Below are 15,325 nucleotides of genomic sequence, written 5' to 3' on the forward strand. Positions count from 1 at the left end.
CGGTCTCCGTTCACGGGTGTGCGGTGGGTCGCTCAGCGGCCGTGGGCCACGGCGACGGCATCGGTGAAGCGCTCGAAGCCCTTGGCGTCGAGCAGCTCGCACAGCTCGCGCAGGACCCGGACCGGTGCCGAGGGGTCGTTGAACACCGCCGTCCCGACCTGGATCGCGCTCGCTCCGGCAGCGACGAGCTCGAGGGCGTCCCGCCCCGTGCGCACTCCCCCGACGCCGATGATCGGCACGGTGGGGATCCGCCCCTCGAACATCGCCTGGCGCACCTGCCAGATGGCCCGCACCGCGACCGGTCGGATGCCGGGACCCGACAGGCCACCGGTGACCCCGCCGAGCTGCGGACGCATCCGGTCGGTGTCGATGACCATGCCGAGCAGCGTGTTGATCATCGTCAGGCCGTCGGCGCCGGCCTTGACGCAGGCGGCCGCGATGGCGGTGATGTCGGTGACGTCCGGGCTGAGCTTGGCGAAGACCGGGATGTCGCGCGGGAGCTGCTCGCGCACGAGCGCGATGACCTTGGCCGAGGCCATCGGGTCGCAGGCGAACACGAGGCCGCGGTTGGCGACGTTGGGGCACGAGATGTTGACCTCGACCCCGACCACGGCATCGAACGCCCGGCTTGCTCGGAGGGTCGCCGCGACGTGGGCGTACTCGGTGCTCGAGCTGCCGGCGATCGAGGGCAGCACGCGGGCCCCGACGGACTTGAGCCAGGGCAGGTCCTCGTCGACGAACGCCTCGATGCCGGGACCCTGCAGGCCGATCGAGTTGAGCATCCCGGAGGGCGTCTCGGCCATGCGGGGTGTGCCGCGGCCGGACCGCGGGTCGGCCATGACGGACTTGGTGACGAACGCGCCGAGGTCGGCGACGTCGAAGAAGCGGTGCAGCTCCCTGCCGTTCGCCGCGCAGCCCGAGGCGGTCATCAGCGGGTTGGGCAGCCGGTGGCCGCCCCCGAGGTCGACGGAGAGGTCCACCATCAGTGGCCACCCACCTTCGGGGCGCCGACGGCGTCGTCCGGAACGCGGGCATGACCACCGTCGAAGGCGTCCCAGCGGACTCGGTCACCGCGGAAGACGGGTCCCTCGACGCACGAGCGCACCATCCGCGTCCTCCCGTCGGACCCGACGACCGGCATCACGCAGGTCATGCAGACGCCGACGCCGCAGGCCATCGACTCCTCGACGGCGACCTGGGCCACCGCGCCTTGGGCCTGCGCGACCCGGGTGATCGACTCGAGCATCCCCATGGGACCGCAGCCGTAGACGACCCCGGCCCCGGTGCGCTCGATGATCCCCGGCAGCGGGTCGCTGACCCAGCCCTTCTGCCCGGCGGAGCCGTCGTCGGTCGTGACCGTGACGCCGTCGCAGCTGCGCCGGGCCTCGACCACGCCGAAGAGGCGGTCCTCGCTCGCCGCTCCCAGGACCATCTCGACGTGGCAGCCGCGCTCGCGCAGCTCACCGGCGAGCCAGAAGAGCGGAGCGCTGCCGTAACCGCCGCCGACGAGGACGCAGGCGACGGGGTCGGTCGGCAGCGGGAACGCCTTGCCGAGCGGTCCGACGACGTCGATGGTGTCGTGCGGGGCACGCTCGACGATCCACCGGGTGCCGGTGCCCACGGCCGACACGACGATCTCGACGGTGCCACCGTAGGTGCCGCTCGGGCTCACCTTGTGGATCGAGAAGGACCGCCGCAGCAACGTCCCGGACGTCTCGCCGCCGACCGCGAGAGCGACGAACTGGCCCGGTCGGGCGAGCTCGGCGACGCCGGGGGCGACGAGGGTGAGGTGCTGGTAGGCACCGACCCGACGGGTCGCGATGACCTCCGCGACCTCCTGCGTGACGCGGGCCCGCAGCTGGCGCTCGCTCATGCCGTCGCCCCCGCCGTCGCGGCGGCTGTCGCGGCGGCTGTCGCGGCGGCCCGGCGGCCGTAGAGGTCGAGGTCGCGCGCGTGGTCCTGCAGCGACTTGACCCGGATCTCCTCGGTCAGCCCGGCCTCGATGCCGAGGACGGCCGCGGCGAGGGTCGCGATCGTCGTGATGATGGGCTTGTCGGCACTCGTCGTCGCGGCGCGGATGGCGTAGCCGTCGGCGCGCGCGTCCTGGCCCGACGGCGTGTTGACGACCATCTGCACGGTGCCCTCGCGGATGAGGTCGACGATCGACTTCTCCCCCGGCGCGTCGTCGTCGCGCTCGGTGATCTTGCGGACGAGCGTGGCGGGGATCCCGTTGCGCTTGAGCACTGCGGCCGTGCCGCTCGTCGCGAGGATGGTGAAGCCGAGGTCGACGAGACGCTTGACCGGGAAGAGCATGGCGCGCTTGTCGCGGTTGGCCACGGACACGAAGATCGCACCGGAGCGCGGCAGCGCCGACCCGCCACCCTGCTGGGCCTTGGAGAAGGCCGAGCCGAAGTCGACGTCGATGCCCATGACCTCGCCCGTCGAGCGCATCTCTGGCCCGAGGAGCGAGTCGACCGCGACACCCTCCTTGGTGCGGAAGCGCTTGAAGGGCAGGACCGCCTCCTTGCACGAGACCGGCGCGTGGTCGGGCATCCGGCCGCCGTCCCCGGTCGGGGGCAGCATGCCCTCCTCGCGCAGCTCCTTGATCGTGGAGCCCAGCATGACGCGGGCCGCCGCGCTCGCGATCGGCACGCCTGTCGCCTTGGCGACGAACGGCACCGTGCGCGATGCGCGGGGGTTGGCCTCGATGACGTAGAGGATGTCCTGGGCGAGCGCGAACTGGACGTTCATGAGGCCGCGGACGCCGATCCCCTCGGCGAGCTTGCGCGTGGCGACGCGCACTCGCTCGAGCTCCCCGTCACCGAGCGTGGCCGGCGGCAGCGTGCACGAGCTGTCGCCCGAGTGGATGCCGGCCTCCTCGACGTGCTCCATGATGCCGCCGAGGTACATGTCCTCGCCGTCGAAGAGCGCGTCGACGTCGATCTCGATCGCGTCGTCGAGGAAGCGGTCGATGAGGATCGGGTGGTCGGGCGAGGCCTCGGTCGCCTTCTCGACGTAGGTGACGAGGGAGTCGTCGTCGTAGACGATGACCATGCCGCGGCCGCCGAGGACGTAGGACGGCCGCACGAGGACGGGGTAGCCGATCTCGCGCGCGACGACGAGGGCCTCGTCCGAGCTGTACGCCGTGCCGTGCTTCGGCGCGATGAGACCCGCCCTGGCGAGGACCTGACCGAAGGCGCCGCGGTCCTCGGCGAGGTGGATCGCGCTCGGCGACGTGCCGACGATCGGCACGCCCTCGTCCTCGAGCGCCTGCGCGAGACCGAGGGGCGTCTGACCGCCGAGCTGCACGATGACGCCCGCGATCGGGCCGGCCTGGCTCTCGGCGTGGATGACCTCGAGCACGTCCTCGAGCGTCAGCGGCTCGAAGTAGAGACGGCTGCTCGTGTCGTAGTCGGTCGAGACCGTCTCGGGGTTGCAGTTGATCATGACCGTGTCGAATCCCTTGTCGCGCAGGGAGAACGACGCGTGAACGCAGGAGTAGTCGAACTCGACACCCTGCCCGATGCGGTTGGGACCCGAGCCGAGGATGATGACGGCCGGGCGCTCGCGCGGCGCGACCTCGGTCTCCTCGTCGTAGGAGCTGTAGTGGTAGGGCGTCGTGGCTGCGAACTCGGCCGCGCACGTGTCGACGGTCTTGTAGACCGGGCGCACCCCGAGGGCGTGGCGCACCCCGCGGACCACGGCCTCCGGCATACGCCGGACGGAGGCCACCTGCGCGTCGCTGAAGCCGTGCCGCTTGACGAGGCGGAGCAGCTCCGGCGTCAGCTGTGGCGCGTCGGCGAGCATCGTCGCGACGTCGTTGATCAGCGCGATCTGGTCGAGGAACCACGGGTCGATGCCGGTGGCGTCGTGGACCTCCTCGACGGTGCAGCCGCCGCGCAGCGCCTGCTGCACGAGCACGATGCGGCCGTCGGTCGGGACCCTGGCCTCCTCGAGCGCCCGCTCGGCGGAGACCTTGCTGATCTCGCCGTCCCAGTGGAAGCTCGCGCCCTTCTTCTCGAGCGAGCGCAGTGCCTTCTGGAGGGCCTCGGTGAAGTTGCGCCCGATCGCCATCGCCTCGCCGACCGACTTCATCGTCGTCGTCAGCGTCGGGTCGGCCGCCGGGAACTTCTCGAAGGCGAAGCGCGGCACCTTGACGACGACGTAGTCGAGCGACGGCTCGAAGCTCGCCGGCGTCTCGCGCGTGATGTCGTTGGGCACCTCGTCGAGTGTGTAGCCGATGGCCATCTTCGCCGCGATCTTGGCGATCGGGAAGCCGGTCGCCTTCGAGGCCAGGGCGCTCGACCGCGAGACGCGCGGGTTCATCTCGATGACGATGATGCGTCCGTCGTCGGGGTTGACGGCGAACTGGATGTTGCAGCCGCCGGTGTCGACGCCGACCTCGCGGATGACGGCGATGCCGATGTCGCGCAGTCGCTGGTACTCGCGGTCGGTCAGGGTCAGGGCCGGCGCGACGGTGATCGAGTCGCCGGTGTGCACGCCCATCGGGTCGAGGTTCTCGATGGAGCAGACGACGACGACGTTGTCGGCGTGGTCGCGCATGACCTCGAGCTCGTACTCCTTCCAGCCGAGGATCGACTCCTCGAGGAGCACCTCGGTCGTCGGGGAGTACTGCAGGCCGGCACCGCCGAGGAGGCGCAGGTCGGCCTCGTCGTAGGCGAAGCCCGACCCGAGTCCACCCATCGTGAACGAGGGGCGCACGACGACCGGGTAGCCGAGCTCGTCCGCGGCCGCGAGGAGCTCGTCCATCGAGTGGCAGATGAGGGACTTCGCGGACTCCGCGCCGCACCGCTCGACGACACCCTTGAACTTCTCGCGGTCCTCGCCGAGCTGGATCGCCTCGACGTTGGCCCCGATGAGCGGGCAGCCGTACTTCTCGAGGACTCCGTTGTCGTGCAAGGAGATCGCGCAGTTGAGGGCGGTCTGGCCACCGAGCGTGGCGAGCACCGCGTCGGGGCGCTCCTTGGCGATGATCGCCTCGACGACCTCGGGAGTGATCGGCTCGACGTAGGTGGCGTCGGCGAACTCGGGGTCAGTCATGATCGTGGCCGGGTTGCTGTTGACGAGGATGACGCGGATGCCCTCCTCGCGCAGCACGCGGCACGCCTGCGTGCCGGAGTAGTCGAACTCGCACGCCTGCCCGATGACGATCGGTCCGGACCCGATGACGAGGACGCTCTTGATGTCGTCGCGCTTGGGCATCAGGCGTTGACCTCCGTGGTCTGGTGGGCTGTCTGTCTGGTGCTCATGAGCTCCACGAAGCGGTCGAAGAGGTAGGCGGCGTCGTGCGGGCCGGCGGCCGCCTCCGGGTGGTACTGCACGGAGTACGCCGGCCGGTCGAGGCACTCGAGGCCCTCGACGACGTCGTCGTTGAGGCACACGTGCGACACGCGGACGCGGCCGTATGCCGTGTCGCTGTCCTCGTCGAGGGGCGCGTCGACCGCGAAGCCGTGGTTGTGGGCGGTCACCTCGACCTTGCCGGTCGTGCGGTCCATGACCGGCTGGTTGATGCCGCGGTGGCCGTACTTCAGCTTGTACGTGCCGAAGCCGAGCGCCCGACCGAGGAGCTGGTTGCCGAAGCAGATGCCGAAGAACGGGATGTCGCGGTCGAGCACCTCGCGCAGCAGCGCGACCTCGCGCTCCGCGGACGCCGGGTCACCGGGACCGTTGGAGAAGAAGACCCCGTCGGGGCCGGACTCCCCCACCGCGAGCACGTCGTCGATCGTCGCGGAGGCCGGCAGCACGTGCACCTCGATCCCGCGCTGCGCCATGAGCGCCGGGGTCATCGCCTTGATGCCGAGGTCGACGGCGGCGACGGTGAAGCGCTTGTCGCCCACGGCCGGGACGGCATACGGCTCGGCGGTGGTGACCTCCGCGGCGAGCGCGGCGCCCGCCATCTGCGGGCTCGTGCGGACCGCGTCGAGCAGGTCGGCCTCGGGACGGTCGGCGGCGTCACCGCTGAAGATGCCGACGCGCATGGCGCCGCGCTCGCGCAGGTGGCGCGTCAGGGCGCGGGTGTCGATGTCGCAGATGCCGACGACGCCCTGGTCGACGAGCTCGTCCTCGAGCTCGCGCGTGGCGCGCCAGCTGGACGACCGGATCGCGGGGTCGCGCACGACGTAGCCGGCGACCCAGATGCGGGTGCTCTCGTCGTCCTCGGTGTTGACGCCGGTGTTGCCGACGTGCGGCGCGGTCATGACGATGACCTGCCGGTGGTAGCTCGGGTCCGTCAGCGTCTCCTGGTAGCCGGTCATGCCGGTGGAGAAGACCGCCTCACCGACGGTCTCGCCGACCGCGCCGTAGGACGACCCACGGAAGGTGCGGCCGTCCTCGAGCACGAGGGTCGCTGCGACGCGGGCGGGCGCGGACCTCCCGTCACGGCTCGGCACGGTCAACGGTGTCTGGGTGGTCACAGGTCTGCTCCCGAGGTCGTCGCGTTCGTCAGTTCTCGTCGGGTGCCCGCGCCGTTGCGGACGTCGTGGGTGACGCGCCCCGCGTGGACCGTCGCGAGGACGGCTCCGCGCAGGGTATGCCCGTGCCACGGGTTGTTGCGCGAGCGGCTGCGGCTCGCGGCGGCGTCGACCGTGACCTCGCGGTCGGGGTCGACGAGGGTGATGTGGGCGGGGCTGCCGACGTCGAGCGCCCTTCCCTGGTGGGCGAGTCCGCCGATCCGGGCAGGGGCGGTCGACATGACGCGGGCCACGTCGGCCCAGTCGAGCAGCCCGGGGTGCACGAGCACGTCGCTGACGACCGAGAGTGCCGTCTCGAGGCCGAGCATGCCGAAGGCAGCGTCGACGAAGGCATGCTCCTTGTCGTGACGGGCGTGCGGCGCGTGGTCGGTGGCGACGGCGTCGATGGTGCCGTCGGCGAGGCCCGCGCGCAGCGCCTCGACGTCCTCGGTCGGGCGCAGCGGCGGGTTGACCTTGTAGACGGGGTCGTAGCCGAGCAGCAGGTCGGTGGTCAGGGCCAGGTGGTGCGGCGTGACCTCGGCGGTGACGTCGATGCCCTGTGCCTTGGCCCAGCGGATCACCTCGACGGTGCCCGCGGTCGAGACGTGGGCGACGTGGACGCGGGAGCCGGTGTGGCGGGCGAGCATGACGTCGCGCGCGACGATCGACTCCTCGGCGATGCCGGGCCACCCCGGCAGCCCGAGACGACCGGAGACCTCGCCCTCGTGGCAGCAGGCCTCGCGCCCGGCGAGCCGGGGGTCCTGGGCGTGCTGGCTGACGACCCCGCCGAACGGCTTGATGTACTCGAGCGCGCGGCGCATGATCCGCGCGTCGTGGACGCAGTGGCCGTCGTCGCTGAAGACGCGCACCTTCGCGCGCGAGCGGGCCATCAGGCCGAGCTCGGCGAGCTCGACGCCCTCGAGGCCCTTGGTCACGGCCCCGACCGGGACCACCTCGGTGAGCCCGCAGGCGCGCCCGAGGTCGAGCACGCGTTCGGCTGCCTCGGCCGTGTCGGTGACCGGGCTCGTGTTGGCCATGGCGAAGACGGCGGTGAAGCCGCCTGCGGCAGCGGCCGCCGAGCCGGTGGCGATGGTCTCGGCGTCCTCGCGTCCCGGCTCGCGCAGGTGCACGTGGAGGTCGACGAGGCCGGGCAGCGCGACGAGGCCGTCGGCGTCGAGCACCTCGGTGCCGGCAGGTGCCGAGACCGAGCCGACCTCGGTGATGACGCCGTCCTCGACGAGCAGGTCGGCCGACTCGGCGCCGAGCAGGCGGGCGCCGCGGATCACGAGGCGGGTCATCGGACGGCTCCTTCGGGGGCGCTGGCGGGCAGGGGCGCCGGGGTGTCCTCGCCGGCGAGCAGGTGGTAGAGCACGGCCATCCGGACCGCGACGCCCGCCGACACCTGGTCGAGGACGACCGACTGCGGCGAGTCGGCCGCCTCGGGCGCGATCTCGAGCCCACGGTTCATCGGGCCGGGGTGCAGCACGAGGACGTCGTCGTTGCGCGCGACGAGCCGCTCGAGCCGGTCTCGGGTCAGGCCGTAGCCGACGGTGTACTCGCGCGCCGTCGGGAAGTAGCCGCCGCTCATCCGCTCGCGCTGGACGCGGAGCATCATGACGGCGTCGACCGGGCCGTGCTCGCCCTCGCCGTCGAGGACGGGGTCGAGGTCCCAGCTCGTCGCGAAGCCGTCGGCCTGGCTCCACGCACCGATGCCGCTCGGCATGAGCGTCGGCGGGGCGACGACCGTGACGTGGGCGCCGAGGGTCCCCAGGGTGATGACGTTGCTGCGGAAGACGCGCGAGTGGGTGAGGTCGCCGACGATGACGACGTGCTTGCCGTCGAGGTCACCGAGGCGCGTCCGGAGCGTGTAGGCGTCGAGCAGCGCCTGGGTCGGGTGCTCGTGGGTGCCGTCCCCCGCGTTGATGACGCTGCACCGCACCCACTGAGCCACCTGGTGGCAGGCGCCCGAGGCGTTGTGTCGGATGACGAGGGCGTCCACCGCCATCGCGTCGACGGTCATCGCCGTGTCGCGCAGGCTCTCGCCCTTGCTCGTCGAGGAGCCCTTCGCCGAGAGGTTGATGGTGTCGGCCGACATCCACTTGCCGGCGATCTCGAAGGAGCTGCGGGTGCGCGTCGAGTCCTCGAAGAAGAAGTTGATGACGGTGCGCCCGCGCAGGGTCGGGACCTTCTTGACCTCGCGGCGCTGGAGGTCGTGCATCGAGGCGGCGGTCTCGAGGATGTCCTCGACCTCGGTGCGGCTCAGGTCGGCCGAGGAGATGAGGTGCTTGGTCATCGCGACTCACCACCGCTGATCCGCACGACGTCGAGGCCGTCGACCTCGGCGACCCGGACGTGCACGCGCTCGTCGCGCGACGTGGGGAGGTTCTTGCCGACGTGGTCGGCGCGGATCGGCAGCTCGCGGTGGCCGCGGTCGACGAGCACGGCGAGCCGCACGGCGCGGGGCCGCCCGAGCTCGGAGAGCGCGTCGAGGGCGGCGCGGATCGTGCGACCCGAGTAGAGCACGTCGTCGACGAGGACGACGACCTGGTCGTCGATGCCACCGGCGGGGATGCGCGAGCGGTGGGCCGTGCGCACCGGGTTGCGGCGCAGGTCGTCGCGGTGGAGCGTGATGTCGAGCTCGCCGACGGGGATCGCCGTCCCCTCGACCTCCTCGATGCACGCCGCGAGACGGCGCGCGAGCGGGACGCCGCGCGATGGGATGCCCAGGAGGAGGAGCCCCTCGCTGCCCTTGTTGCGTTCGAGGATCTCGTGACCGATGCGCCGTAGCGCCCGGGAGATGTCACCCTCGCTCATGACGTCTCTCGCGTCATCGGGGATGCTCGAACGGTCGTTCGATGGCTGGTGGGGTGCACTCAGGTCAGGGCAGGTCACAGCCGCTGGACCTCCTTCCCCGCCTCACAGGACGGTGGTTAAAGGATGTCTTCGCGAGGGAGTCTAACGCGGGCCCGCCCACGGGCCGACACCGGTCCGCCCCTCGGCACGTCGCCCCGAGGACGGCCCGTGGCGTGGCCGGGAACGACGAAGCCACCCGCGCGCGGGTGGCTTCGTCGCATGGTGCCGGGTGCGTGGGCGTCAGACGATGGTCGCCTTGACCTCGGCGAGCCGCGCGAGCAGGCCGTTGACGAACGCCGGCGACTCGTCGGTCGACAGGTCGGTCGCGAGCGCCACGGCCTCGGAGATCGCGACGCCGTCGGGGATCTCGTCGTTCCAGAGCACCTCCCAGGCGCCGAGCCGCAGGATCGCGCGGTCGACGGCGGGCATCCGCTCGAGGGTCCAGCCCTGGCTGTAGTCGGTCAGCGCCGCATTGATGTCGTTCCAGCGCCCGACGACACCGCGCACGAGGTCTGCGGTGTAGGGGTTGTTCGCCGCCCGCGACTCGCGGTCGGCGAGGCGCTCGTCGAGGAGCGTCTCGGCGTTGAGACCGCGCTGGTCCGCCTCGAAGAGGATGTCGAGGGCCCGCGTTCGGGCCTTGCTGCGTGCTGCCAAGGGAATTCGCGTCCGCTCAGTCGTTGACTCGGCCGAGGTACGACCCGTCGCGGGTGTCGACCTTGACGCGGGTGCCGGACTCGAGGAAGAGCGGCACGTTGATCTGTGCACCGGTCTCGAGCGTGGCCGGCTTGGTGCCGCCGGTCGAGCGGTCGCCCTGCAGGCCCGGCTCGGTGTGCGTGATCTCGAGGACGACCGACGCGGGCAGCTCGACGTAGAGCGGCAGGCCCTCGTTGGTGGCCACGAGCGCGTTCTGGTTCTCGAGGAGGTAGTTGGCGGCGTCGCCGACGACGGCCTCGGACACGTTGAGCTGGTCGTACGTGTCGGTGTCCATGAAGACGAAGTCGGTGCCGTCCTTGTAGAGGTACTGCATCGTGCGCTTGTCGACGTTGCTCGTCTCGACCTTGGTGCCGGCGTTGAACGTCTTGTCGACGACCTTGCCGGAGAGGACGGCCTTGAGCTTGGTGCGCACGAACGCGGGGCCCTTGCCGGGCTTCACGTGCTGGAACTCGACGACGGACCAGAGCTGTCCCTCGATGTTGAGCACCATGCCGTTCTTCAGGTCGTTGGTCGAAGCCATCGTCACAAACCACTTTCGTATGCCGGCCGGCCCGGTCGGGTGCCTCTGGGCACGCCGGAGCCCCGGACGTTCTTTGACTTGGGGAGTTGCCGCACGAGTCTAGCCGTGCGCCCACCGGATCGCGGAATCGCGCACGCGTCCCAGGGGCCCCGCCGGTGTACGCTGACCCGTTCCCCCGCCCCGCAACACACCGAGCAGGTCACGACCCACCGGCGTCCGATCCCGGCGGGTTGCCACCTCCTCGGTGTGTTCCGCTGACGAAAGGTCCTCGCGTGCCCTCGCCCGACCACGGACTCGACGCCGAACTCGCCCGGGAGCAGGCCTATCTCGACGACGCGCGCGAGCAGCTCGCTCGGATGCGTCGGCTCGCCGAGTCCCTCGACGCGTCGAAGGCGAGCGACGCGGTCTCGGGAGAGGTCCTCGGCTGGGTGCTGGCGCGGCGCATCGCCTCGCTCCAGGACGACCCGCGCACGACCCTCTTCTTCGGCCGCATCGACGTCGACCCGCCCGGCGGACCCGCCGAGCAGTTCCACATCGGCCGACGGCACGTGTCGGACGAGGCGGGCGACCCGGTCGTCGTCGACTGGCGGGCCCCGATCTCGACGGCCTTCTACCGTGCCTCGTCGGTCGAGCCGATGGACGTCGTGCTGCGGCGCCGCTTCGGCGTCGACCGTGGACACCTGACGGCTCTCGAGGACGAGCACCTGCGCGAGCCGGAGCAGTCAGGGTCGACGGCCGGCTCGCTCCTCGCCGCCGAGATCGAGCGCCCGCGCACGGGCCCGATGCGGGACATCGTCTCGACGATCCAGCCGGAGCAGGACGAGATCGTCCGGAGCGACGTCGCCGTGAGCGTCTGCGTGCAGGGGGCGCCCGGCACCGGGAAGACCGCCGTCGGGCTGCACCGCGCCGCCTGGCTGCTCTACTCCTTCCGCGAGCGCCTCGACCGCTCGGGCGTGCTCGTCGTCGGCCCCAACCGCGCCTTCCTCGACCACATCGGAGCGGTGCTGCCCTCGCTCGGCGAGGTGCGCGTCGGGCACGCGACCATCCAGTCGCTGCTCGAGCACGGCCGGGTGCGCACGGACGAGCCGGCCGAGGTGGCGACCCTCAAGGGCGACGCCCGCCTCGCGTCGGTGCTGCGCCGCGCCGTGTGGTCGAGCCTCGTCCGTCCCACCGAGGCGGTCGTGGTGCCGCGCGGCGTGCGCAAGTGGCGCGTCCCGGCCTACGAGGTCGCCGACATCGTCGACGAGCTCGCCGCCCGCGGCGTGCGCTACTCCGCCGCGCGCGACCTGCTCCCCCAGCGCCTCGCCCACCACGTGCTCCTGGAGATGGAGCGGGCGGGCGACGCGCCCGACGACCGGGTGCAGGACGCGGTCGCGAAGTCGGCTGCGGTCAAGACGTACGTCTCGTCCGTGTGGCCCGCCCTCGACCCGCAGGGCGTGCTGCACCGGCTGTGGTCCGACGCCGACGCACTGCGAGCTGCCGCCGGTGACGACCTCACCGACGACGAGCAGTCGATGCTCCTGTGGGACAAGCCGGCCCGCGCCAAGGGTGCCGCCCGCTGGTCGCGCGCCGACATGGCCCTGCTCGACGAGCTCGACGACCTGCTGCGACGGGTGCCCAGCCTCGGCCACGTCGTGCTCGACGAGGCGCAGGACCTGTCGCCCATGCAGCTGCGCGCGGTCGGACGGCGGTGCTCGACGGGGTCGGTCACGGTGCTCGGCGACATCGCCCAGGGCACGACCCCGTGGGCGACGTCATCCTGGGACGACGCGATGCGTCACCTCGGCAAGGACGACCACGACCTCGTCGTGCTCGACCGCGGCTTCCGGGTCCCGGCCGTCGTGATCGAGTACGCCGCCCGGCTCCTGCCCGTCATGGCGCCGGGTCTCGGCGCACCGGTATCGGTGCGCGACAACCCGGGGCGGCTGGACATCGTGCCCGCGCCTCCGGGCGGCCTCGACGCCGAGGTCGTGCGGGCCGTTGCGCGGGCCTCGAGCGCCGCGGGGTCGGTCGGCGTCATCGCGCCGGACGCCGACGTCGAGCGGGTCTCGGCCGCGCTCGCTGCCGCCGGCGTGCCGCACGGACGGCTCGACCGCGACCACGGCGACGACGAGGACCACCAGGTCGAGGTCGTGCCGGCGAGCGTCGCCAAGGGTCTCGAGTTCGACCGCACCGTCGTGGTCGAGCCGGCGGCGATCGCGGCAGCCGAGCCCGACGAGCGCACCGGCCTGCGACGCCTGTACGTCGTGCTGACCCGCGCCGTCTCCGAGCTGACGATCGTGCACACCGAGCCGTTGCCCGAGGCTCTCGGCGCAGCCTGACGCCCGCTCACTGAAGCCCCTGGTGGCCCGCCCATCTGTCCGCGGCCCGGTCGCCGGCGGCCGAGATGAGTGCTGCGAGCTCGGGCCGGTCCGGCACCGTGAACGACACGTAGGCCCCGCGACCGCCCTCGACGGGTCGGCCGTACGCCTTGGCCGCGAGATGGCCGTCCGGGAGCATCCGGACGTTGAGGGTGTCGAGCCGGAACTCCTGTCCCCGGCGACTGTCGTTCCAGCGCAGCGCCTCAGGGATCGTCACGTTGATCGCCATCGCGCTGACGACGAGGTCCTCGTCCTCACTCATGGGAGCAGGCTCCCACGTCGCGCTGTCAGACGCCGATCGTCAACGCCGCCGTGTAACCAGACGTGGCGCTGCCCGACATCGTCGCGAGCTGGTGGATGCCACCGTCGTCACCGAAGACGTTGTCGCGCTGGAGACTGACCTGCGAGAGGTTGCCGACGCTCTGCCCGTAGCCGCTCATGGCGTAGACCGTCTCGCAGGTGGTCTGGGGCAGGGCGATCTGCGAGGTCTTGACGATCGGGCCGCTCGACGTCGCATCGCTCACCTTCGAGTAGACCTCGAAGTGGATGTGCGGCCAACGTCCCGAGTAGCAGGCGGGAAAGATCGACGTGAAGGTTGCCGTGCCCGACTCGTCGGTGGCCTGCACGCCGCGCAGGTAGTTCTCGTCGGCCGCGCCCTGGCTGTACATCGAGTAGCTGCCGTCGCGGTCGCAGTGCCAGACGTAGACGGCCGCGCCGACGAGCGCAGAGCTCGTCGCGAGATCCTTCACCGTCAGCTTGATGGTCAGGGGCACACCCTGGGCCGTCGTGGTGGAGGAGCCGAAGCTGCTGCGGATGTCCTGGCGCACGATGCCGGAGTCGTCGAGGGCGTTCTGGCCGTTGGACCCGTCGCCCGGATAGGGCCCGGCCGTCTCGTCCGGCGCCTCGACGAGATCGGCATCGGTCGTGGCAGCGGAGGTGGCCGCCGCCGTCGAGGTGGCGGCGCTCGTCGCGGTGGCCGAGGACGTGGCGCTCGACGAGCTACTCGTCGCGCTGCTCGTCGTGACCGACGCGGTGCCGGAGCTGCACGCTGCGAGCGCTCCCGCGACACCGAGACCGCCGAAGAGGGTCAGCGCCCGGCGCCGGTCGACGAGGGTCTGGAGGTCGTAGACAAGTCCCCGGTCGTGGTCCTCGATCTCGTTGCCGTGCTCGTCGAGCCACTCGTGCTCAGGGGCCGAGGGAGTGCGCGGTGCCATGGGCCGACCTTTCGTCGCGGGACCCGGTAGTCCCTCCTGAGAAGACTCTGAGAGTCTCATCCGTGGCGACCCGTTGCTCGGTCTGTGCAATCGCTGTGAGACTGCGGCTCGGGGCTGGATCGGACGCCTCCTCCCGGTCCGTGGTGTCAGGAGCGAGCGGCTTCCGTCGAGCGAACGAGGTCGAGCGCGCACTCCTTGACCCTCGAGGCGTCGCCCGTGTCGACCGTGGCGAGGTAGACGAACCAGCTGCCGTCGTGCTGGGCCGCGAGACGGCATGCTCTCGGCCAGCCCTTCAGCTCGTACACCGGTGACCGGGCCGGGATGAAGCCGGCCGAGTGCTCGGTCACCTCCGGCAGCTCCGACTGCGTGAGCTCGTTCAGGCTCGAGTACGTGCAGGAGACCCGGAACACCTCCGGTCCGAGCTGGGCCGGTGCGAGTGCCTGCGGCCGATCAGGTCGCGAGCTGTACGTGACGCCGTCGTGCACCACGAGGTCCGTGAAGTCGACGATCGCCCGCCGCACCGGCGTGACCAACACCGGCGGGCAGCCGGGCACCGCCACGGTCGTCGGTTCCGGGGCCGAGGCTGGATGCCGGACCGGCTGCACGCACCCCGACAGAGCGGCCGCGCGACGAGCACCGCGCCGCCGACTGCGAGCCGCTCTGCGTGGGTCACGACAGCAACGTACGGCGCGCGGAGGTGAGCCGGATGGGCAGCGTCGGGCTCCGTCATCACATCGTGACGGGCCCGCTGCCGTCAGACCAGGGCGCGCAGGGCCAACAGGTAGGACTGCAGGCCGAAGCCCGAGACCGTGCCGGTCGCGACCCCCGCGACGACGCTGGTGTGCCGGAACTCCTCGCGGGCAGCCGGGTTGCTCAGGTGCACCTCGACGAGGCTGCGTCCGCTCGTGGTCACGATGGCGCAGGCGTCGCGGACGGCATACGAGTAGTGCGTGAAGGCGCCCGGGTTGAGCACGACGTCAGCCCCCACGTCGACGGCCTCGTGCAGCCAGTCGATGAGCTCGCCCTCGTGGTTGGTCTGGCGACAGTCGGCGACGAGGCCCAGGTCGCGCGCCTCGCGCTGCACCGCGGCGTGCACGTCGTCGAGCGTGTCCGAGCCGTAGACCTCCGGCTCTCGGGTGCCGAGACGGCCCAGGTTGGGGCCCGACAGGACGAAGACCGTGGGTGCCGTCATGC

General features: G+C 71.6%; 14 protein-coding genes. 1 reads left to right on the top strand and 13 read right to left on the bottom strand.

The features are described from left to right. Positions 1-32: 32 nt before the first annotated feature. From ASD90_RS13875 to efp, 9 genes are all read right to left on the bottom strand, one after another. A complete protein-coding gene (locus tag ASD90_RS13875) occupies positions 33-983 on the bottom strand; it encodes a dihydroorotate dehydrogenase (RefSeq protein WP_056757453.1) in 951 nt (316 codons plus the stop codon). Beyond that, a complete protein-coding gene (locus ASD90_RS13880) occupies positions 983-1,873 on the bottom strand; it encodes a dihydroorotate dehydrogenase electron transfer subunit (protein ID WP_056757456.1) in 891 nt (296 codons plus the stop codon). Before ASD90_RS13880 ends, ASD90_RS13875 begins: the two co-directional genes overlap by 1 nt. Beyond that, on the bottom strand, positions 1,870-5,223 hold the full coding sequence (carB, locus tag ASD90_RS13885; RefSeq protein WP_056757459.1) for a carbamoyl-phosphate synthase large subunit: 3,354 nt from the start codon (positions 5,221-5,223) through the stop codon (positions 1,870-1,872). The genes ASD90_RS13880 and carB overlap by 4 nt, the downstream gene beginning before the upstream one ends. Beyond that, complete coding sequence (gene carA / locus ASD90_RS13890; protein WP_369793608.1) at positions 5,223-6,434, bottom strand: glutamine-hydrolyzing carbamoyl-phosphate synthase small subunit; 1,212 nt, start codon at positions 6,432-6,434, stop codon at positions 5,223-5,225. The genes carB and carA overlap by 1 nt, the downstream gene beginning before the upstream one ends. Next, positions 6,431-7,768: a dihydroorotase gene (locus tag ASD90_RS13895; RefSeq protein ID WP_056757462.1), complete on the bottom strand. Its 1,338-nt coding sequence runs from the start codon at positions 7,766-7,768 to the stop codon at positions 6,431-6,433. Before ASD90_RS13895 ends, carA begins: the two co-directional genes overlap by 4 nt. Further along, positions 7,765-8,763 carry an aspartate carbamoyltransferase catalytic subunit gene (locus ASD90_RS13900; protein ID WP_056757464.1) on the bottom strand — a complete coding sequence of 333 codons (999 nt, stop codon included), beginning with the start codon at positions 8,761-8,763 and terminating at the stop codon, positions 7,765-7,767. Before ASD90_RS13900 ends, ASD90_RS13895 begins: the two co-directional genes overlap by 4 nt. Continuing rightward, the gene (gene pyrR / locus ASD90_RS13905) at positions 8,760-9,308 is read right to left on the bottom strand and encodes a bifunctional pyr operon transcriptional regulator/uracil phosphoribosyltransferase PyrR (RefSeq protein WP_255358568.1); all 549 of its coding nucleotides are present in this window, start codon (positions 9,306-9,308) and stop codon (positions 8,760-8,762) included. The genes ASD90_RS13900 and pyrR overlap by 4 nt, the downstream gene beginning before the upstream one ends. Positions 9,309-9,563: 255 nt before the next feature. Further along, positions 9,564-9,977, bottom strand: a complete 414-nt coding sequence (gene nusB / locus ASD90_RS13910) for a transcription antitermination factor NusB (RefSeq protein ID WP_056757472.1) — start codon at positions 9,975-9,977, stop codon at positions 9,564-9,566. Positions 9,978-9,993: 16 nt separating this feature from the next. Next, a complete protein-coding gene (gene efp, locus ASD90_RS13915) occupies positions 9,994-10,557 on the bottom strand; it encodes an elongation factor P (protein WP_056757475.1) in 564 nt (187 codons plus the stop codon). Between the two features lie 272 nt (positions 10,558-10,829). Between efp and ASD90_RS13920 the strand changes: the two genes are divergently transcribed. Then, entirely contained in the window at positions 10,830-12,878 is a 2,049-nt protein-coding gene (locus ASD90_RS13920) for an AAA family ATPase (RefSeq protein ID WP_056757480.1), read from the top strand. 7 nt (positions 12,879-12,885) lie between these two features. Here ASD90_RS13920 and ASD90_RS13925 read toward each other — a convergent pair whose 3' ends face one another. The 4 genes from ASD90_RS13925 to aroQ all read right to left on the bottom strand — a co-directional run bounded on the left by ASD90_RS13925 (position 12,886) and on the right by aroQ (position 15,323). Next, entirely contained in the window at positions 12,886-13,179 is a 294-nt protein-coding gene (locus ASD90_RS13925; protein ID WP_056757483.1) for a hypothetical protein, read from the bottom strand. 25 nt (positions 13,180-13,204) lie between these two features. Beyond that, a complete protein-coding gene (locus ASD90_RS13930) occupies positions 13,205-14,131 on the bottom strand; it encodes an intradiol ring-cleavage dioxygenase (RefSeq protein WP_082588723.1) in 927 nt (308 codons plus the stop codon). 146 nt (positions 14,132-14,277) lie between these two features. After that, complete coding sequence (locus ASD90_RS13935) at positions 14,278-14,667, bottom strand: hypothetical protein (RefSeq protein ID WP_157623179.1); 390 nt, start codon at positions 14,665-14,667, stop codon at positions 14,278-14,280. Positions 14,668-14,885: 218 nt separating this feature from the next. Then, positions 14,886-15,323 (bottom strand): type II 3-dehydroquinate dehydratase, encoded by a 438-nt coding sequence (aroQ, locus tag ASD90_RS13940; RefSeq protein ID WP_056757488.1) that lies wholly within the window; start codon positions 15,321-15,323, stop codon positions 14,886-14,888. Positions 15,324-15,325: the final 2 nt, after the last annotated feature.

Source organism: Terrabacter sp. Root181, assembly GCF_001428505.1.
Lineage (GTDB): Bacteria > Actinomycetota > Actinomycetes > Actinomycetales > Dermatophilaceae > Terrabacter.